The sequence below is a fragment of the Nocardia caishijiensis NBRC 108228 genome, assembly GCF_001612825.1.
GTDB classification, from domain to species: domain Bacteria; phylum Actinomycetota; class Actinomycetes; order Mycobacteriales; family Mycobacteriaceae; genus Nocardia; species Nocardia caishijiensis.
The window spans coordinates 16,733-34,907 of sequence record NZ_BDBE01000022.1 but is presented as its reverse complement, the minus strand read 5'-3'; the positions used below and the strand labels follow the sequence as shown (position 1 = coordinate 34,907).

At 68.6% G+C, this 18,175-nt stretch carries 22 protein-coding genes; 10 read left to right on the top strand and 12 right to left on the bottom strand.

From position 1 onward, the window contains the following. The first annotated feature begins 17 nt into the window (after positions 1-17). From NC7_RS06055 to NC7_RS06050, 3 genes are all read left to right on the top strand, one after another. Entirely contained in the window at positions 18-617 is a 600-nt protein-coding gene (locus NC7_RS06055; RefSeq protein WP_067980131.1) for a 5-formyltetrahydrofolate cyclo-ligase, read from the top strand. Between the two features lie 69 nt (positions 618-686). After that, positions 687-980 (top strand): FmdB family zinc ribbon protein, encoded by a 294-nt coding sequence (locus NC7_RS28370; RefSeq protein WP_084458043.1) that lies wholly within the window; start codon positions 687-689, stop codon positions 978-980. Between the two features lie 84 nt (positions 981-1,064). Continuing rightward, positions 1,065-1,724: an SAF domain-containing protein gene (locus NC7_RS06050; RefSeq protein WP_067980029.1), complete on the top strand. Its 660-nt coding sequence runs from the start codon at positions 1,065-1,067 to the stop codon at positions 1,722-1,724. Between the two features lie 101 nt (positions 1,725-1,825). Here the strand turns inward: NC7_RS06050 and NC7_RS06045 are convergent, their stop codons facing one another. From NC7_RS06045 to NC7_RS06005, 9 genes are all read right to left on the bottom strand, one after another. Continuing rightward, a complete protein-coding gene (locus NC7_RS06045) occupies positions 1,826-2,494 on the bottom strand; it encodes an MspA family porin (protein ID WP_067980026.1) in 669 nt (222 codons plus the stop codon). 63 nt (positions 2,495-2,557) lie between these two features. Continuing rightward, positions 2,558-3,223 carry an MspA family porin gene (locus NC7_RS06040; protein WP_067980023.1) on the bottom strand — a complete coding sequence of 222 codons (666 nt, stop codon included), beginning with the start codon at positions 3,221-3,223 and terminating at the stop codon, positions 2,558-2,560. Positions 3,224-3,665: 442 nt separating this feature from the next. Continuing rightward, a complete protein-coding gene (locus NC7_RS06035) occupies positions 3,666-4,325 on the bottom strand; it encodes an MspA family porin (RefSeq protein WP_067980021.1) in 660 nt (219 codons plus the stop codon). 66 nt (positions 4,326-4,391) lie between these two features. Further along, on the bottom strand, positions 4,392-5,069 hold the full coding sequence (locus NC7_RS06030) for an MspA family porin (RefSeq protein ID WP_067980018.1): 678 nt from the start codon (positions 5,067-5,069) through the stop codon (positions 4,392-4,394). Between the two features lie 526 nt (positions 5,070-5,595). Beyond that, complete coding sequence (locus tag NC7_RS06025) at positions 5,596-5,787, bottom strand: hypothetical protein (protein WP_067980016.1); 192 nt, start codon at positions 5,785-5,787, stop codon at positions 5,596-5,598. Positions 5,788-5,791: 4 nt separating this feature from the next. Further along, positions 5,792-6,334, bottom strand: coding sequence for a MogA/MoaB family molybdenum cofactor biosynthesis protein (locus NC7_RS06020; RefSeq protein ID WP_181696798.1), 543 nt, complete (start codon positions 6,332-6,334; stop codon positions 5,792-5,794). Then, positions 6,334-7,599: a S1C family serine protease gene (locus NC7_RS06015; RefSeq protein ID WP_084458041.1), complete on the bottom strand. Its 1,266-nt coding sequence runs from the start codon at positions 7,597-7,599 to the stop codon at positions 6,334-6,336. Before NC7_RS06015 ends, NC7_RS06020 begins: the two co-directional genes overlap by 1 nt. 83 nt (positions 7,600-7,682) lie before the next feature. Then, positions 7,683-9,140 carry a sensor histidine kinase gene (locus tag NC7_RS06010; protein WP_067980013.1) on the bottom strand — a complete coding sequence of 486 codons (1,458 nt, stop codon included), beginning with the start codon at positions 9,138-9,140 and terminating at the stop codon, positions 7,683-7,685. 9 nt (positions 9,141-9,149) lie between these two features. Beyond that, a complete protein-coding gene (locus NC7_RS06005) occupies positions 9,150-9,836 on the bottom strand; it encodes a response regulator transcription factor (protein ID WP_067980010.1) in 687 nt (228 codons plus the stop codon). A 234-nt stretch (positions 9,837-10,070) separates the two neighbouring features. Here NC7_RS06005 and NC7_RS06000 point away from each other — a divergent pair, with 234 nt between their 5' ends. From NC7_RS06000 to NC7_RS05975, 6 genes are all read left to right on the top strand, one after another. Then, entirely contained in the window at positions 10,071-13,094 is a 3,024-nt protein-coding gene (locus NC7_RS06000; protein WP_067980008.1) for a sensor histidine kinase, read from the top strand. Next, entirely contained in the window at positions 13,091-13,495 is a 405-nt protein-coding gene (locus NC7_RS05995; RefSeq protein ID WP_067485424.1) for a roadblock/LC7 domain-containing protein, read from the top strand. The genes NC7_RS06000 and NC7_RS05995 overlap by 4 nt, the downstream gene beginning before the upstream one ends. 6 nt (positions 13,496-13,501) lie before the next feature. Continuing rightward, positions 13,502-13,873 carry a DUF742 domain-containing protein gene (locus tag NC7_RS05990; RefSeq protein WP_067485423.1) on the top strand — a complete coding sequence of 124 codons (372 nt, stop codon included), beginning with the start codon at positions 13,502-13,504 and terminating at the stop codon, positions 13,871-13,873. Then, entirely contained in the window at positions 13,854-14,480 is a 627-nt protein-coding gene (locus tag NC7_RS05985; protein WP_225278646.1) for a GTP-binding protein, read from the top strand. The genes NC7_RS05990 and NC7_RS05985 overlap by 20 nt, the downstream gene beginning before the upstream one ends. Beyond that, on the top strand, positions 14,473-15,252 hold the full coding sequence (locus NC7_RS05980; RefSeq protein ID WP_067980005.1) for an MHYT domain-containing protein: 780 nt from the start codon (positions 14,473-14,475) through the stop codon (positions 15,250-15,252). Before NC7_RS05985 ends, NC7_RS05980 begins: the two co-directional genes overlap by 8 nt. Before the next feature lie 496 nt (positions 15,253-15,748). Further along, positions 15,749-15,973 (top strand): hypothetical protein, encoded by a 225-nt coding sequence (locus NC7_RS05975; protein ID WP_067485421.1) that lies wholly within the window; start codon positions 15,749-15,751, stop codon positions 15,971-15,973. A 116-nt stretch (positions 15,974-16,089) separates the two neighbouring features. Here the strand turns inward: NC7_RS05975 and rpmF are convergent, their stop codons facing one another. Genes rpmF through mrf form a run of 3 tightly spaced genes read right to left on the bottom strand, consistent with a single transcriptional unit; the run spans position 16,090 to position 17,834 of the window. Beyond that, a complete protein-coding gene (rpmF, locus tag NC7_RS05970) occupies positions 16,090-16,266 on the bottom strand; it encodes a 50S ribosomal protein L32 (protein ID WP_067485420.1) in 177 nt (58 codons plus the stop codon). A 3-nt stretch (positions 16,267-16,269) separates the two neighbouring features. Continuing rightward, positions 16,270-16,536: a type B 50S ribosomal protein L31 gene (locus NC7_RS05965; RefSeq protein WP_067980002.1), complete on the bottom strand. Its 267-nt coding sequence runs from the start codon at positions 16,534-16,536 to the stop codon at positions 16,270-16,272. Beyond that, positions 16,533-17,834: a ribosome hibernation factor-recruiting GTPase MRF gene (gene mrf / locus NC7_RS05960; RefSeq protein ID WP_174550197.1), complete on the bottom strand. Its 1,302-nt coding sequence runs from the start codon at positions 17,832-17,834 to the stop codon at positions 16,533-16,535. The genes NC7_RS05965 and mrf overlap by 4 nt, the downstream gene beginning before the upstream one ends. A gap of 104 nt (positions 17,835-17,938) precedes the next feature. Here mrf and rpmB point away from each other — a divergent pair, with 104 nt between their 5' ends. Next, complete coding sequence (gene rpmB / locus NC7_RS05955) at positions 17,939-18,175, top strand: 50S ribosomal protein L28 (RefSeq protein ID WP_067485415.1); 237 nt, start codon at positions 17,939-17,941, stop codon at positions 18,173-18,175.

Genomic DNA, 18,175 nt, shown 5'->3' with positions numbered 1-18,175 from the left:
GGGTGGTCGCTGTGGAGATGCCCGGTGAGCGCACGAAATATGCGTGGCGACGTGAGATCCTGGCCACCCGGGCGGCCCTCGGACCCGCCGAACACGCCCGCGAGGCGAGTGCCCTCGCGGCGGCCGCGGCCCTGCTGGCCGGGGCGGACGAGGTGGTGTGCGCCTACGTGCCGACCCGTGGCGAACCGGGCGATCTACGCATGCTCGACGCCCTGCGCGAGCGCGGCGCCACAGTGTTGCTGCCGGTCACCGGAGCGCCCGGTCCGCTGAGTTGGGCGCGCTACGCGGGCGCCGATTCGCTGCGTCGCGCGCGCTACGGCCTGCTCGAACCGACCACCGAGACCTTGCCGCCCGCGACGGTCGCCGACGCCGCGACGATTCTGGTGCCCGCGCTGGCGGTCGACCGGCGTGGCGTACGGCTCGGCCGCGGTGCGGGCTACTACGACCGCACGCTCGGCGCGGCCGACGCGGACGCTCGGTTGATCGCGGTCGTCCGGGACGCCGAGCTGGTGGCCGAGCTGCCCGAGGAACCGCACGACCGGCGGATGGGCTGGGCGTTGACCCCCGGAGCAGGGCTCGGCGAACTGGGCGATTCCCCCGCGCGAGCGGCGGAATGAAAAGGCGATTGGCGAGGTTGGCAGTGTCGGCGGTAGAGTGCTAGATCGACGAGACTTGCGGAGGATCCTGTGCCAACTTATTCATACGCGTGCACCGAGTGTGACAACCGCTTCGACATCGTTCAGTCCTTCTCCGAGGATTCACTGACGGAATGCCCGCAGTGCACGGGGAAGCTGCGGAAGCTGTTCAACTCGGTCGGGATCGTGTTCAAGGGCAGCGGTTTCTACCGCACCGACAGCCGTGGTGGCGCGTCGACCGCGAGCGAGCCCGCGAAGACCTCGGACGGTAACGGCAGCTCCACGAGCGGGTCGTCGTCGAGCGGGTCGTCGTCGAGCGCCGCCGCTCCGGCCGCCGCCAGCTGATCGAAAGTTCTCCACACCCCCGAGTTGTCCACAGGCGGGCTTTCGCCGCTGTCGGTGACCCCGCCGCGTTCCTAGGCTTCGGGCATGACTCGCAGCCTTGCCGACCTGGGACGTGGCAGCTCCTGGCGGTTCGCCCTCGGTAATCGCCCCGCCTGGGCCGATGCTCTGCTGGCGCGGCGAATCGTCGCCGCCGCGCTCGCGGTGGTCGCGGTGGTCCTGTTCGTGCGCGGCGATCCGGGAGGGGCGCGACAATCCGTGGTGGTCGCGGCCAACGATCTGGCGCCGGGCCGGGTGCTCACCGCCGACGACATGCGAGTCGATCAGCACGAAACCCGAACGCTGCCAACCGGTTTCGCCACCGACACCGCTCCCCTACTCGGTGCGACCCTCACCGGGGCGATGCGCGCGGGCGAGACATTCACCGATCTGCGGGTGGTCGGGCCACGATTGGCGGCAGCCGCGGCGGGTACCGAGGACGCCCGCATCGTGCCGATCCGATTGGCCGATTCGGCGGTGGCCGAGGTGCTGCGCGCGGGTGACCGGGTGGACGTGGTCGGCGTGGAAGACACAGGTGACTCGGCTGCCCGGGCACGCACTCTCGCCACGGATGCGGCCGTCGTGCTGGTCACCGCGTCAGCCGATCGGCGAGCTGAGCGAGTTGTGCTCGTAGCGCTGGCCACCGAGTACGCGACCGCTGTGGCCGGTGCGTCGTTACGCACGGCACTGACGGTGGTTTTCCATTGATGCCGCTCGGCGACCGGTTCGGTTCGCGGACACGAGGTTTCGGGGTCGCGCACACAGCACGACCCCGAAACCCCGGTAGCGCGGACTGTTCCGATGCGCGATCAGCCGAGGCTGAAGGGCTGCCCCCACAGCGTCACCCAGCTGATGACGTTGTCGGTCTCGACCTCAACACTGACGAACGAGCGCGCCTGCGCGTAGCCGCCGCAGCCGGACAGGCCGATGGTTTCGTCGGCCCAGGTCACCGAGCCGTTGGAACCCTTGAATTTGTTGTTCTTGGAATGCGATTCGTTGCCGTAGTCGTCGGCCTTCTCGAGATCGAGCACGTAGAACGACTGCGCCTGGCCCGGACCGAGCGACAGCTCGCCGCCGGTGCCGATGCCGCCGGTTCCCGTGCCCGCGTTGTCGATCTCGCCCTCGGCCTCGCCGCTCACTCCACCACCGGCGATATTCACCTGGCAACCGACGGTGTAGCCGGGGTAGATCTTGCCTCCGGACGCATCACCACCACCGGACACCGACACCTGGGCACTGCCCGACACCCAGGCATTGCGGTGCACGGGAGTGGAACCCATCGACGGGCTGATGGTTGCCGATTCGCCGACCATCTTGATGGTCACGACGGTTCCGTCCGACAGCGTCTTGGTGATCTCGCCGCCGGGCAGCGGGATGAAGGTGTCGGCATGGGCGGCACCGACGGAGCACAATCCGATGGTGCAGGACACGGCGGCAGCCACGCCCGCCGCCCGCGTCAGACTCTTGCGATTGATCATCTCAGTAGACCCCTCGAGGGTGAATTCGATCGAGCTGGCAGGTTTTTCGGTGAATCGCCCGGCTCAGCCGATGCTGAAGGGCATGCCGTAGAGCGTGGTCTTGGAGTAGTGGTCGCCGATGATCTCGACCACCGTGTACGCGCGGGCCTGCGCGTAGCCGCCGCAGCCCTGGACCTGGATCTCGGCGTCCTGGTAGTCGATGGCGTAGACGCCGGGCTTGGTGATGTCCTTCGAACTGATCTGCGCGAACGCCACCTCACCCGGGCCGAGATTGAGCCCGATCGAACCACCGGCGCTCACGCCACCGGTGCTCACGCCACCGGACACACCGGCGCCGATCGCGTCGTCGGCGATGCTCACCTGGCAACCGACGATGTAGCCGGTGTTCAGCTGCGACGTGCCGTGGGTGGACGAATTGTTGGAGCCGGGACGACCCGACGGACCGTTCCACGGTCCCGGTTCGCCCTCGGGTGTCTGCTGCACGTCGGCCACGACGCTGCCGGTCACCCAGGCCACCCGGCCCGCGCCGTTGGCGGCCAGCGACGGCGAGATGGTCGCCCGCTCGCCAACGCGGGTGATGTTCAGACCGGGCCCAGCCTTGTGGCCGTCGGGCAGCGGCACGAAGGTATCGGCGTTGGCGGCACCGGCCGACAGCAGGCCGATCGCCACCGCCGCCGCGGCGCCTGCGCTCCAGGCGCTGCGCACACGATTGGTGCGGTTCTCGCTCATTGTTCCCCTCGAGGTATACGCAAATCGACCTCGACCATCGAGGTCGATATCTGTCGAGCGCCCGGACCCAGCCGAGTGTGCCGCAAGGGCAGAGCACCGCTGGCAACAGGACAGACAGTCCTGCCGGGAGGTGGATCGAGAAGCTGGCGGTCGCCGAATCGGCGCGAGCTCAGCCGATCGGCGAACGAAACACGGACGAATCCGACCGCGAGAGCGGTCGATTCGCAACAAACATAATGAGAGCCCTTGGCTATGTCCAGCGAACACCGAAAGGACCCGTGCACACGCACGGGCCCTTTCGCTTACCGATCAGCTGATCTCGCACCGACATGGGTAACTCGCCGGGGACGGGCTGACCCCGCCACCATCCTGGTCCGGCCGCCGACGCAAGCCTCCCCGCGCCCAGGTCTGGCCTGAATTCGCGGGGAGGCGGGACAACAGGTCAGCCGAGGCTGAAGGGCTGGCCCCACAGGGTGACCCAGCTGATCACGTTGTCGGTCTCGACCTCGACGCTCACGAAGGCACGAGCCTGCGCGTAACCGGCGCAGCCGGACAGGCCGATGGTGGTGTCCGACCAGGTCACCGAGCCGTTGCCGTTCTTGAACTTGTTGTTCTTGCTGTGCGATTCGTTGCCGTAGTCGTCGGCCTTCTCGATGTCGAGAACGTAGAACGACTTCGCCTGGCCGGGGCCGAGCGAGAGCTCGCCGCCGGTGCCGATGCCGCCGGAAGCGTTGCCTTCCCAATCGGATTCGACCGAGCCGTCACCGGAGACACCGCCACCGGCGATGTTCACCTGGCAACCGACGGTGTAGCCCGGGTAGATCTTGCCGCTGCCACCGTCGGAGACGCTGACCTGGGCACTACCGGACACCCACGCGTTGCGGTGGACCGGGGTGGAACCCATCGACGGGCTGATGAGCGCGGACTCGCCGACCAGGCTGATGTCGACGACGGTGCCGTCGGACAGGGTCTTGGTGATGTGGCCGCCCGGCAGCGGCACGAAGGTATCGGCATTGGCCGCGCCCGTGGAGAACAGGCCGACAGCCACGGTGGCCGCGGCGCCGACGCCCGCCATCCGCGCCATGAACTTACGGTTGATCATAGGATTTGTCCCTCGAGGAGTGAGTTCGCCGTAGCGAGAGGAAAGTTCGTACCGGATCGAAAGACGTCAGCCGATGCTGAACGGCGCGCCGTACAGGGTGGTCTTCGAGTAGTGGTCGCCGATGATCTCGACCACGGTGTACGCCCGGGCCTGCGCGTAACCGGCGCAGCCCTGGATCTCGATCTCCGCGTCCTGGTAATCGATCGCGTAGACACCGGCCTTCAGGATGTCCTTCGAGCTGATCTGCACGAACTTGACCTCACCGGGGCCCAGGTTGACACCGATCGAACCGCCTGCGCTCACGCCGCCGGTGCTCACGCCACCGGACACACCGGCGCCGATCGCGTCGTCGGCGATGCTCACCTGGCAACCGACGATGTAGCCGGTGTTCAGCTGGGAGGTGCCGTGGGTGGAGGAGTTGTTGGAGCCGTCGCGGCCGCTCGGACCGTTCCAGGGGCCTGCCTCGCCCTCGGGGGTCGCGGTGACGTCGGCGATGGCCGAGCCGGAGACCCACACGACGCGACCGGCGCCGTTGGCCGCCAGGGACGGCGAGATCAGGGCGTGCTCGCCGGTGCGGGTGATGGTCACCCCGGGGCCTGCCTTCTGGCCGTCCGGCAACGGCACGAAGGTATCTGCGTTGGCGGCACCGGTCGACAGCAGGCCGATGGCCATGGCGGCCGCGGCAGCGCCGACGCCCGCGGCACGGGCGCCGCGGCGCACACCGGTGGTGCGGTTCTCGCTCATACTTCCCCTCATCAGTGTTCTCTAACAGCCGGTCTCGACTTTCGTGACCGGACGGGTGGACCTCACAGGCCCAGCTCAGTGTGTCGCCCCTTTGTTGCCATCACGTAACCGACTGTTATTTCGGCGATACGAGGAAGGGGTCGGTGAAGTTACCCGGGGGTAGGTCTGCACCGGTGTTCAACACACAGAAGTTGAGTACTGCGGGGACCGATTGTGGTGGTTCTGGATGGCGAACATTAAACGCCGCGCGGCAGTTCCAGCAACCGAAGAGTTCGTAAATTTCACTGTGACAACCACCACAAGTTCATACATTGCCACATGCTTTGACGTGCATTAATGCTGCGATCCCCGGGCCTGTCAAGTGGGATGAACGGCTCCACTTCCAAAACCGCGAAACGGTCGCTTATACGACAAAGGACCACACTTCGCGTGTGGTCCTGAGGAAATGTAGCGGCTTCGCAACGGGTTAATGCCGGATTAACGGAGGCTGGCTATCACGTAGCGGGATAGGCGGATAACGGGCCGGTCACCCGTGATGTGGCGGTATTTGCGAACGCAGCCACTCGTCGTCGTCGGAACCGCGCGAACCGTCGCCGCGCTCGTCAGCGGTGGTTTCGGGCAGCACATCGCCGAAGATCCGCGCGAGCCGAGCCGCTTCGGCGGCCTTGTGCCGCGCGGCCTCGCGCTCCTCGGGCGATGTGCTGTCCGCCGCGTTCATCGAATCACTCGTCCAGACCGGAGAGTTCGCCGATCACCCGGCTCGCCAGCGGGCCGAGGGTGGCCATACCGTCGCGCACCGCCGAACGGGTGCCCGGCAGGTTCACCACCAGGGTGCTGCCCGAGATGCCGGAGACCCCGCGCGAAAGACCCGCGTCGAGCGACCCGGCCACGCGACCCGACGCCCGCAGCGCCTCGGTGATGCCGGGCAGTTCCCGATCGAGCACCTGCGCGGTGGCCTCAGGGGTGACATCGCGCGGCGACATCCCCGTGCCGCCGACCGAGATCACCAGGTCGACCCCGCCGATCACGGCGGTGTTGAGCGCGTTGCGGATCTCGACCTCGTCGGCCTGCACGGTCACCGAGGCGTCGACCAGAAAACCCGCCTCGTTGAGCAATTCGGTGACGAGCGGGCCGAGCGAGTCGACGCCGCCGTGCGCCGTCCGGTCGTCGACGACCACTACCAGTGCCCGCCCTGCCACGGGAGCATCGATGTCCATGGTCATCACCGTAGCGCCTACGCACGACAGTGCCGCGTTCGATCGCATCATCGGCCGCTCTCCGCCGCGGCGGCCGTGAGGGTGACGTCCACGGTCCTGGCGTTTCCGCCCTGTTCGTCGGTGTAGGTGATCTTCACAGTGTCTCCTGGCTGGCGGGAACGGACGGCGGCGATGAGGGCGTCGCCGGAATCGATGGGCCGGTCGTCGAGGCGGGTGATGACGGCGCCCGCCGGGATGCCCGCCTTGGCGGCGGGCCCGTCCGGGGTCGCCTCGAGCACCCGGGCGGCCGTGTCGAGCGGACGCAGTTTGATGCCGATCTGGGCGTAGGTGGCCTTGCCGGTCTTGATGAGTTCGTCGGCGACGCGGCGAGCCTGGTCGACCGGGATGGCGAAGCCGAGGCCGATGGATCCGCTCTGCGCACCGCTCATCTCGCCGCCGAGGCTGGCGATGGCGGTGTTGATGCCGATGAGCTTGCCCTGGCCGTCGACGAGCGCGCCACCGGAGTTGCCCGGGTTGATCGCGGCGTCGGTCTGGATCGCGTCGATGACCGGGTTCACCTGGCTCGGTGTGCCCTCACCGCTGGTGGAGACGGGCCGGTTGAGCGCGGAGACGATGCCGGTGGTGACGGTGCCCGCCAGGCCGAGCGGCGAGCCGATGGCGATCACCGGCTGCCCGACCGCTAGCCCGTCGGAGGTGCCGAGTTCGATCGGGGTGAGGCCGGTCTTGTCGGCCTTGATGACGGCCAGGTCGGACACAGGGTCGGCGCCGATCATGGTGGCGGGCGCGGTGCTGCCGTCGTTGAACACCACCTCCATCTTCGCCCCTGACCCGGCGCCCGCGGCGACGTGGTTGTTGGTGAGGATCAACCCGTCCGAGGACAGCACCACCCCGGACCCCTCGCCGGACGCGCGGGTGCCCGCGACCTTGATCATCACCACGCTCGGCAGCACCCGCTGCGCGACCGCCTGGGTCGACCCGGCGGGCGCGTTGGCGGCGTTGTTCACCTCGGGTCGTGGCGCCTCGAGCGCGTTGGTCACCGGCGCCGGATCGGTGTCGGCGGCGAGCACGCCGACCACGCCGCCGACACCGCCGCTGACCAGTGCCAGCGCCGTGGCCCCGGCGATCAGACCGAGCCGCAACGGCTTTCGTGGCGGCGTCGGCGGGGCGACAGGAGGCTGCTGGGGATACGGCTGCGGCCCGAAGCCGTGCTGCGCGGGCCCGTACGGGTGGCTACCGGGCACGGTGGCGGGCTGATCCGCCTGCCCCGGCCCGAGGGGGTGGTCGGCGGACCACTGCTTGGCATCGTCGTTCATGGTCACCTTCTCTCACGCTTGTCGACAAGCTTGGCGACGGCTACTGAGAGGCGCCTGAGACCGGACCGTCAGTTACCCGAGACTCACGACGCCGGGTCCGAATCGTCCGCCACGGGCGCCGCCTCACCGGGCAGCACGATGCGGACCAAAGCGCCGCCCCGGTCGGAGGTATCGATCGCGATCGTCCCGCCGTGCTTGGTGACGACCTGTTTCACGATCGCCAACCCGAGCCCGGAACCCGGCATCGACCTGGACGCGGTGGTCCGGTAGAAGCGTTCGAACACCAGCTCGCGTTCACCCGGCGGAATGCCGGGTCCCGCGTCGGCGACGGCGAGTTCGAGCAGTCCCGGGCCGGCGGGGCGCATGGTGATCCGCACGACGGCGTCGGGCGGGCTCCACTTGGCCGCGTTGTCGAGCACGTTGAGGACGGCGCGTTCCAGGCCCGTTTCGTGCCCGTAGACGAACCAGGGGCACAGGTCGGCCACGAAGGTGATGCCCGCGCGCCGCCGCCTGGCCCGTTCCAGCGCCCGCTCGGCGACCTCCCCGAGATCCACCCGCTCGTAGACCGTTTCCGGGGCATCCTCCCGGGCGAGGTCCACCAGGTCGCCGACGAGGGTGGACAGCTCCTCGATCTGGGCGACCACGTCGGCGCGCAGCTCCACCATGTCCTCGTCGGGCACCTGGGGCGCGCCCGGCCTGCTCGAGGCGATGAGCAGTTCCATGTTGGTGCGTAGCGAGGTGAGCGGGGTACGCAGTTCGTGACCGGCGTCGGCGACGAGCCTGCGCTGGCGGTCGCGCGATTCGGCGAGTGCCCGCAGCATGGTGTTGAAACTCTCGGTGAGCCTGGCCAATTCGTCGTCACCGGTGACCGGGATCGGGGTCAGGTCGTCGGTGCGGGCGACCCGTTCGGTCGCGGCGGTCAGGCGGGCGATCGGGCGCAGGCCGGTGCGGCCGACGGCGGTTCCGGCCGCGGCGGCGAGCACGACGCCACACGCGCCGACGACGAACAGCAGCCAGGCCAGCCGGTCGAGCACCTCGCGGGTGCGGTAGAGCTTCTGCGAGATGATGAGCGTCGCGCCGCTGTGCGTGCGCGCCGCGAGGACCCGCTGGTCACCGACGGTGCGCAACGAGGAGTTGAGCTTGCCGTCGGCCACCGCGAGTTCCTGGGCGCCGACCGGCGGAATCGTCTGCTGCGGCGGCATGTACGGCTTGTGATCGGCGTAGATCAGCGCCACACCGACCTCGTTGGAGTACAACCCGGCGAGCACGATCGACTGGAACCCGATCGACTCGAAATTGTTGTTGATCATGGTCGCCGCCCGCGCCTCCAACTGGGCGTCGACATCGGCGTAGAGGGCACGCGCGACCATGGCGTACGCCGCGATCGAGGTGACGGCCACCGCGATCAGCACCACCGAGGCGGCCAGCAGGGTCACCCGCCAGCGCAGCGACACCGAGCGCGTGAGCGGCATCGGTGGACGCATCTCGCCGGGGTCGAGCGGGCGGCCGAGCCCGGCGACCACGGGTTCCTTGTGTGCCATCCGCGCGGCCTAGGGCGGTGTCTCGCGCAGCACGTACCCGACGCCGCGCACCGTGTGGATCAAGCGCTCCTCGCCGTCGGCCTCGGTTTTGCGCCGCAAATAGCCGATGTAGACCTCGAGCGCGTTGCCGGAGGTGGGAAAGTCGTAACCCCACACCTCTTCCAGGATCCGCCCACGGGTGAGCACCCGGCGCGGATTGGTCATCAACATCTCCAGCAGCGAGAACTCGGTACGAGTCAAGCTGATCGAACGTTCGCCGCGCGAAACTTCCCGGGTCACCGGGTCCAGCGACAGATCAGCGAACACCATCGCTTCGGACGCTTCGCCGAGATCGGGCGCCCGCCTGCGCAGCAAAGCGCGTAAACGCGCGAGCAATTCCTCGAGCGCGAAAGGCTTCGGCAAATAATCGTCGGCACCCGCGTCGAGCCCGGCCACCCGTTCGGAGACCGAATCGCGCGCGGTCAAAACGAGAATCGGCAGATCGTCGCCCGTGCTGCGCAGCCGACGGCACACCTCGAGCCCGTCGAGACGGGGCATCATCACATCGAGAACGAGCGCATCGGGCCTGGCAGTTGTGACTTTCTCCAAAGCATCCATGCCGTCGACGGCCAGGTCGACGGTGTAGCCGTTGAAGCTCAGTGATCGGCGCAGTGATTCCCGCACCGCGCGATCGTCGTCGACAACCAGAATGCGCATGTCCTCAGTTTGCCGTGACCGACTGAGAACGTACTGAGAGGGTCGCGGGTCGGCGTTGCGTCAGCACATATTCGGCGATTTCTCCGCTGTCCGGCCCGGATTGCCGTTGACCACCCGGCACGGTATCTTTCCTGCGATAAAAGAAGACCTTCAGTTGGTTCTGCGCTCGCATCGGTCCGCGACCTCCCCCGCGCGGGCCGGGGTCACACGTGGAAGCAGAGGCAACGCACGCGGATGGAACCTGCATCGCGCTCCTGGCAATTCAGCCTGTCGAACTGGTCGGTAACGCGCAAGGTCGGTGTGGTTCTCGTGCTGCCGGTGATGCTCGCGACCACGTTCGCCGTGCTGCGCATCAATGCCGAACTCGAGACCATGACCCAACTCGGTGCGGCGACCGAACAGGCCGCCGTCATCCGGCCCGTCGTCAAATTCGCCACCGCCACCGAACAACTCGCCGTCGCCGCGACCGCCAACTGGGGTGCGATCGCCGACCCGCAGACCGACGCCGCGCTCACCACCTACGACCAGGCCCTCGCCGAGGTGCAGAGCGCGCTGCGGATGGCAAGCATCGATCGGGCGGTCGCCGACGAACTCACCGCCGCGACCACCACCGGCGCCACCCTGCGCAACACCGTGCGCAGCGGCTCGCCCGCGATGGTCGGCGAGCAGACCGACGAGATCGGCGAACGCATCGGCAACGCCCTCGCCAAGACGCCCGTGGTCGAGGACTACGTCGTGCAGCGCTACTTCCTGCAGCTCACCGCGCTGCACCAGGCGCGCCGGGTGCTCACCCGCGAGCGCACGCTCGTGGTCTCGCCCGACGCGGGAACGAGCCAGAGCGCGCGCTCACGGATGCTGGTGGAGCTCGGTTCCGAGCAGACCATGATCAAGACCTACGCGATGATCCTGCCCGGCAACGCGGGCAGCATGGCCTCGCTGCTCGACGCCGTGCAGACCAGGATCAGCGTGTTCAGCCAGAACAACGGCGACCCGACGACCAACGCGGCGGTGCTCAACACCCTGCAGGTCAGCGCCGACACCTACGCGGCAACCATCTCGGCCCTGCTCGACGAGATCGACAAGACCCTCGACCTCAACACCTCGACCGCCCAGACCGCCGCGCTGCGTGAGGCCACCCTGGTCCTCGGCATGCTGCTCTCCGGCCTGGCACTGGCGCTCGCGGTGGCACGCACGCTGGTCGTGCCGGTGCGCAGGCTGCGCCGCGACGCGCTCGAGGTGGCGCACGTGAAGCTGCCCGACGAGCTCGCCGTGGTGCGCAGCGGCGGCGCGACGCCGGAGATCGCGCCGGTGGGCGTGCACTCCACCGACGAGATCGGTCAGCTCGCCCGCGCCGTCGACGAGATGCACGAGCAGGCCCTGAACCTGGCCGCCGACCAGGCGCGGCTGCGCCTGCAGATCGGCAACATGTTCGAGACGCTGTCGCGGCGCAGCCAGTCGCTGGTCGAGCAGCAGCTCGCGCTCATCGAGGAACTCGAGCACGACGAGGACAACCCCTCGCGCCTGCAGACCCTGTTCCGCCTCGACCACCTCGCCACCCGCATGCGCCGCAACGGCGACAACCTGCTCGTGCTGGCCGGTACCGCGCTGCGCCGAGGTCACCTGCCGCCGGTGCCGCTGTCGGACATGCTCTGGAGCGCGGTGTCGCAGGTGGAGGACTACCAGCGCGTCGAGATCGGCAATGTGCCCGACGGGGTGGTGGCCGGTGAGTCGGCCGTCGACATCGAGCACCTGCTGGCCGAGCTCATCGACAACGCGCTGCGCTACTCGCCGCCGAGCACCTCGGTGGCGGTGATCGTCGGCCGGGCGGTCGACGGTGGGTACCTGATCGAGATCACCGACCGCGGCCTCGGCATGTCGGCCGACGACCTGCGCACCACCAACGAACGGCTCGCCTCCGGTGGTGAGGTGACCATCGAAACCGCCCGCCGGATGGGTCTTTTCGTCGTCGGCAGACTCGCCAAGCGGCACACCATCACCGTGAGCCTGCGCCGCACCAACGGCTCGGCGCCGCAGCCGGGCATCACCGCGAGCGTGCACCTGCCCAGCGCGCTCGTCGCGCCGCCGCCGCCCTCGTCGGGCCCGGCCACCGGGCCCAACCCGCTGGTGTCGACCGGGCCGAATCCGCTCGTCCCGGCGGGGCTCACGGCCGCCGACGTCACCGGGCCCAACCCGATCGTGGGTCTCGGCACCCCGAATCCGCTGATCCCGGCCGCGAACCCGCTCGTGCCGCCGCAGTACGGTGCGACCACCGGCGCCTACGACGCGAGTGATTACCGGGCGCCGCTCACCAAGGCCGGGCTGCCGCAACGTGTTTCGACGACCCCCGAACCCGAGCCGGTGGAGGAGGTGCCGAGCGGTCTGTGGGCCGAGCACCCGGTCGAGGAACTCCCCGAGCCGAAGGCCGAGACCACCGGGCTGCCGCAGCGCACCCCGTCCGCGACCTGGCAGGTCCCGCCGCCCGTCCGGCCGTCGACCGACCAGTCGACGGCCGCCTGGCCGCTGCCGACCCGCGACCGCTCCGACGCCTCGGGACGGTCTGCTCCCGCCCGCCTGCAACCGCTCGATGGCTTCGGCGCGGACACGTCCGCCCCGCACCCACTCGACCCACGTCCGGACTCGCCCGCCGACGAGACTGCGGCGGCCCGCCCGCACCTGCTGGGCGACGAGACCGCGGACACCGCGCGCCGACCCGATTCGGAACCCCTCGACGATCGCCGTTACAAGCCGACCGACCTCAACCGACCCGACGGCGGCGAAGACGACGACACGACATCCTCCGCCCAGCCGCTCGAACCGGTCGCCTCGGCACCGGAGCAGGCTGCCCCGGCTCCTGCCGAGGACACCACCCAGGACCCCGTGCCCACCTCCTCGACCAGGTTGCAGCCGGTCAACGGTGAGGCGCCGACGCCGATCTATCAGCGCATGGTTTCCGAATGGCTCGTCGAACCTTCCACAGCCGCAAGCGAATCCACGCCGAACGGGGCATCATGGAGCTCCCCCGGTGACGCGGGATGGTCGGCGGCGGCCAGCGCGGACTCCCCGCCGACCTCCGCACGCACCTCCGGTGGCCTGCCGATCCGCAAACCGGGCGCACAACTGGTGCCCGGCGGACTGGCACCGGCCGAAGAGGCGGGCGCCCGCGACCCCGAGGAGATCCGCAACAACTTGACCCGACATCTCAGCGGCGTCCGCAGTGGCCGTGCCGAGATCCAGTACAACGACGGAGGCCTCGAATGAGCAACGCGCACCCCACAGACGAGAATCTGAACTGGCTGGTCGCCCGCTTCACCCGGGACGTGCCCGGTGTCTCGCACGCGGTGCTGGTCTCGGCCGACGGACTGCTGCAGGCAACCAGTCCACATCTACCCGCGGATCGCGCCGAGCAGCTGGCCGCGGTGACCGCGGGTCTGGCGAGCCTGTCGACCGGTGCCGCGCAACTGTTCGACGGCGGCAAGGTGATGCAGTCGATCGTCGAGATGCAGCGTGGGTACCTGCTGGTGATGAGCGTCGGAAACGGTTCGCACCTGGCGGTTCTGGCCAACAAGAGCCATGACATCGGCCGTATCGGCTACGAGATGGCGCTGCTCGTCGACCGGGTGGGCTCGGCGGTCACCGCCACCGCCCGCTCCGCCGGCTGAGGTGAGATGTCGAGCCCGTACGGATCCGAAATCCGGCCCACCACACGGGTCAGGCCCTATGCCCTGACCGCGGGCCGCACCGAACCCGCGATCGCGTTGCCACTCGAGGCGGTCGTGGAGACGGTTTCCTATACCGCGCACCTGGAATGGCCCGCAGGCGATCTGCGTAGTGAAATAGTGCGCCTGGCCACACATCGCCTGTCGGTGGCCGAGATCGCGGCATACCTGTCACGCCCACTGGGTATGGTCCGGGTGATGATCGGCGATCTCGTTGTGGGCGGGATACTTCGAGTGCACTCGACGCTGACCGAGCAGGCGAGCTACGACGAACGCCGATCACTGATGGAGAGGACTTTGCGTGGACTCCGTGGCCTCTGAGGGCGCACCGCGCCAGCAGGCACCCGAGCAACGGGTCGCCTCGACGAAGATCGTGGTGGCGGGCGGTTTCGGCGCCGGGAAGACGACCTTCGTCGGCTCGGTGTCGGAGATCGTTCCGCTGCGTACCGAAGCGATGGTCACCCATTTCTCCGACGGTATCGACGATCTCGCCGAGACACCGGAGAAGGAGACCACCACCGTCGCGATGGACTTCGGTCGCATCGTGCTGCCGGGGAACCTGGTGCTGTACCTGTTCGGCACCCCCGGCCAGAAACGCTTCTGGTTCATGTGGGACGACCTGATCCGCGGCGCCATCGGCGCGGTGGTGCTGATCGATACCCGCAGGCTGGAGGACAGTTTCGCCGCCGTCGACTTCTTCGAGGCGCGCGGTCTCCCGTTCCTGATCGCGGTGAACCGCTTCCCGAACGCCCCGCGTTTCCCGATCGCCGAACTGCGCGAGGCGCTCTCGGTGCGGGAGGGCATTCCGATCGTCGACATCGACGCGCGCAATGCCGTCGAGGTCCGTCAGGCGCTGGCGGCGGTGACCGAATACGCCATCGCCCAGCTCGAGCCGCAGCAGTTCGAGGGAGCTGGCAGGCGTGGTTGATCTCCTCGCGACCGGAGCGGAGGTGTTCGGTCGCGGTACGGGTGTGGCGTGGCTGGCGTTCGATCTGTCGGCCGTCGGCGCGGTCGTGGCGTTCGCCTGTGTGCGGCACGCGAAGTATTCGGTGCGTTTCCGGATCGTCTGGCTCACGATGGCCGCCGTCTCGCTCGGTGGGGTCGGCCTGTGGCTGGCGAATTCCGTTGCGTTGCTCGGCATCCACGTCGAGGGCAGCGCGGTGCGCTACAACCTCGCGCTCGGCACGGCCTCCGCGGCCATCGCGGTGGTCGCCGTGTTCGCCGGATTCTTGATCGGTGGGCGCCGTCTCGATCTGCCTCGGCTGGTGATCGGTGGGCTCACGATGGGGGTCGGCGTCGGCCTGTCGACGTATCTCACGTTGGACGCGCTCGCGGTGCAGGGCAGCGTGGAGGAATCGCTCGGCCTCATCGGGCTCGTGCTGCTGATGTCGATGGCACTGTGCACGGGTGTGCTGTGGGCCGGTCAGACGGTGCGCCTGATCGCGCTGCGGGTGGTGCTGGCGCTGTTGTTCGCCGTCGGCGTCGCGGCGCTGTACTACACGGCGGTCGGCGCGTTGGAGTTCGACGTGAATCCCGGTGCGCGCACGCCCGACGGTTTGCAGCTGTTCGACCTGGTGTTCCCGATGTTCGTGCTCGGTTCGCTCGGCCTCACGGTGCCCATCACGGCGATCCTGGTGGCGCCCGATCGGCGGGATGCCATCGCGGCGGCCGAGAAGGCTGAAACCGTGGGTGCGCGATAACTGGCTAACGTCCGGTTTGTCGGGATCGTTACCAACTTCCAGCCCGCTGCGTGAATGCCGTCCGGCGGTGGTGGATTCGGGCGAAAACAGCCCCTGAAGTGGCGATGAGCGGGTTCTCCTTGGTAGGAGAACCCGCCCTCCCGCACGAGAGTACATACCCGTGCATGACTCCGCATCAGTGATTCAGGATTTTTCCTGTGCTGAAAAACAAACTCCGAGTTGGTATCTGGGTATGCAGCAATCTCCCGGCAAGCCCGCTCCGGCGGCAAGACCACGTGGCATGCGTCACACCGATAACCGGCCGATTGCCCCACCCCTGCGGGCAAGCCGCTGATCAGGCATGACAAGTGGCCAGCAAGCCCCCTGAACGCCAAGGTTCCCCGCTCGACCGGAAGATGGTGCCGTTGGGCCCCATCCGTGCTTCGCGCGGGTTATCGTCCCCGCAGGGCGCTTTCGTCTCGCCCGGCACATCCAAGGTTCGTTCGAAGGAGTTCGCATGGCCGTCAACGTGGTGCTCGACAAAGTTCTCGACAAGGAATACGAGAACAAGACGCTGAAGGAAATCCTGTCCGCGCCGCCGTCGGCCCTGGCCGGGCTGGCCGCCGGCGTCGACCAGCAGCTGCTCGACGCGCTGAAGATCAAGACCATCGCCGACCTGGGCACCAACAAGTACATCAAGCTCGCCGTCGCCCTGGTCGCACTCGCCGAGCAAGAGGGCTAGCACCGGACAGGGCAACGGCCTGTCGAGGTTCACACCTCGACAGGCCGTTGCATTTTTGTCCGATACCCCGCTTCGGGTTGTCCCCTCCGAACCGGCTCTCGAACACCCTGGGAAGGTCAGGAGATCCGCGCGGGATCGATCAAGCCCTTCCGTACGGCACCAACGATACGACGTGGCACCCGATATTCGACACCCGCCACGGTCACCGGGACGAGTTGCGGCGCCTCCGCCTTCCACTGCGAACGCCTGCTCCTGGTGTTCGACCGCGACATCCTGCGCTTGGGAACCGCCATCGCTCAGCCCTCCTTACCCGGGCGCGAGCGCTTGCCGTAGCGGCGCTCGAACTTCTCCACCCGGCCCTGGGTGTCGAGATTGCGCGCCGTGCCCGTCCAGAACGGGTGCGAATCCGAGGTCACGTCAACGATGAGCAGCGGGTAGGTGTTCCCGTCCTCCCAGTCGACGGTCCGGTCGCTGGTGGCCGTCGACCGGGTCAGGAACTTCTTGCCGGTGCTCGCGTCCTCGAACACGACCGGGTGGTAGTCGGGATGGATGCCCGCTTTCATGCCGTTTCTCCTCTCGGGTTGGTGCGCTCGCTCGCCGCGGCCGGAGCCTCGGCGGGGTCGGCGCACGGGTCTTCGTGCCATTCGCCGAACGGGTCCTCCCACCGCGCGACCCGCTCCGGGGCGCGATCGACGAGCAGCAGTTCGTCGTCCTCGACGAGCGCCCAGTGCAGGGCATGGCGGATCTCGGTGGGATCGGCGTCGTGAGCGAGGATCACCAGCGACACGTCGCGGTCGCCGAACCGGTCGTCCCAGCCGAGCGCCGCCATCGCGCGCCGCGCGGGATCGGCCTCGGCCTGCTCCTCGGGGGTCATCGCGGCCAACCACTTCCCGGCGCCGCCGACGCGCAGCCCGCCACCGGCCGACTCGAGCCACACCACCTGTTCGGGTTGGGTGGCCAGCCAGATCCGGCCGCGCGCGGTGACCACACCGTCGAACAGCACGTCGAGGGCCTCGTGCAGCCGGGCCGGATGGAACGGTCTGCGGGCGGCGAATTCGATGATCGACACACCGCAGTCGGTGCTCAGCGGCGGCTGGCCGCGCAGCAGCGGGGCGTGCGCGTCGAAGACGCGGCCGCGCCGGGCGTCGGCGGGTACACGGGTGAGCAGCGCACCGATCTCCATCGCGTCGAAGGTGGACGCGTCGTCCAGCCATGCGGTCGGGGCGCCCGGGGCCAACCGGGCGAGCACCGCGCCGAGGCGTTCGCGGTCGAGCGGTTCGACGTCGCCGAGCACCACCAGCGCGTCGGCGAAGTCGACCTGACCGACGGCCACCTGGGCGACGGTGCGTTCGTCGTCGGCGGAGGCCGGCCCGCGGTCGGCCAGCGCTTCGTCACCGGTGGCGTCGGCGAGCCACTGGTTACCGTCCACGCAGGTGAGCACGGCCTCGATGCGCACATTCCGGGCCGAGGGGCCGTCGACCCGGTCGGCCACCCCGGTCACCTCGACGGTCTGGATCGCGTGGCACAGCGCCTCGGCCTCGATGGCCGGATCGAGCGCGAGCACGATGCGCCGCACCGACTCGCGCGCCGCGAGCGTGCACAGCATGGGCAGCAGATCGGCGCGCAGCGTGCACGACACACAGCCGTGGGCCAGTTCGAGCACCGTCGTGGTCACGTTGCCCGAGGTGCGCACCGTGCGCCGGACCACGCCCTCGCGCAGTTCGGCGAGGTCGTGGTGCACGACGACCGTGCCCGCGTCCTCGCTCAGTACGGCCGCGATGTGCTCGACGCCGGTCATGGCGGGTCCGGCGAAACCGGCCAGCAGCACCACGGGTGTTCTCCGGTCGGACTGGTCAAGCACCCGGTACCCCTTTCGATAACGATTTTCATTTACTCCGACGGCAACGGTACAGTGCGGAATAAGCATTGTCGAAAATGGTTGTCATAACCGTGGAGGGAGGTCGCATGTCGGCCCACTGCCAGGTCACCGGACGCAAGCCCGGCTTCGGAAAAGCCGTCTCGCATTCGCACCGACGCACGAACCGGCGCTGGAACCCCAACATCCAGCGCAAGACCTACTACCTGCCCAGCGAGGGCCGCCGCGTCACGCTGACGGTCTCCGCCAAGGGCATCAAGACCATCGACCGCGACGGGATCGAGGCCGTGGTGGCCCGCATCCGTGCTCGCGGCGACAAGATCTAG